The organism is Mangrovihabitans endophyticus (assembly GCF_014646155.1).
GTDB lineage: Bacteria > Actinomycetota > Actinomycetes > Mycobacteriales > Micromonosporaceae > Actinoplanes > Actinoplanes endophyticus.
Map to the genome: position 1 here is coordinate 1 of NZ_BMMX01000137.1, position 756 is coordinate 756.

At 44.7% G+C, this 756-nt stretch carries 1 protein-coding gene; it reads left to right on the forward strand.

Features of this window, described 5'->3' with window-relative positions; all coding sequences use genetic code 11:
• Positions 1–40: 40 nt before the first annotated feature.
• Positions 41–756 (forward strand): DNA repair protein RadA (gene radA, locus IEY73_RS34610; RefSeq protein ID WP_229716429.1); only part of this gene is annotated, 716 nt, incomplete at its 3' end.

Below are 756 nucleotides of genomic sequence, written 5' to 3' on the forward strand. Positions count from 1 at the left end.
TGCTAAAGGAGGGTTGTATTTAGTGGGGGGGAGTCCTGGGGTGGGGAAATCCACTCTGCTTTTGAAAGTGGCTTCTGGCTTAGCCAAAAACCAGCAAAAGGTTTTGTATGTGAGCGGGGAAGAGAGCTTGAGCCAGATTAAAATGCGCGCCACTAGATTGGATTGCATAGAAAAAGAATTGTATCTGCTCAATGAAATCAATTGGCCTGTGATTAAGGCTAATATTGAAAGCGAAAATTATTTTGCTTGCGTGATTGATTCCATTCAAACGCTTTATTCGCCAGAGATTTCTTCAGCGCCCGGCTCTATTTCGCAAGTGCGAGAGATCACTTTTGAGCTCATGCGTTTAGCCAAAACAAGAAATATTGCTGTTTTTATCATCGGTCATATCACTAAAGAAGGGAGCATCGCAGGGCCTAGAGTGTTAGAGCATATGGTAGATAGCGTGCTGTATTTTGAAGGCGATCCCAGTAGGGAATTAAGGATTTTAAGGAGTTTTAAAAACCGCTTTGGCCCTACGAGTGAAATCGGTTTGTTTGAGATGAAAGAGCAGGGTTTGGTGAGCGCTAAAGAAGCTTCAAGCCTGTTTTTTTCTCAAGAAGAGCCTATGGAGGGGAGTGCGATTACCATCACTTTAGAAGGCTCAAGGGCGTTGATTTTAGAGATTCAGGCGTTGGTGAGCGAGTGCAGTTTCGGAGCGCCCAAACGATTAGCGAACGGGTTTGACACCAACCGCCTTAACATGCTCATCGCTTT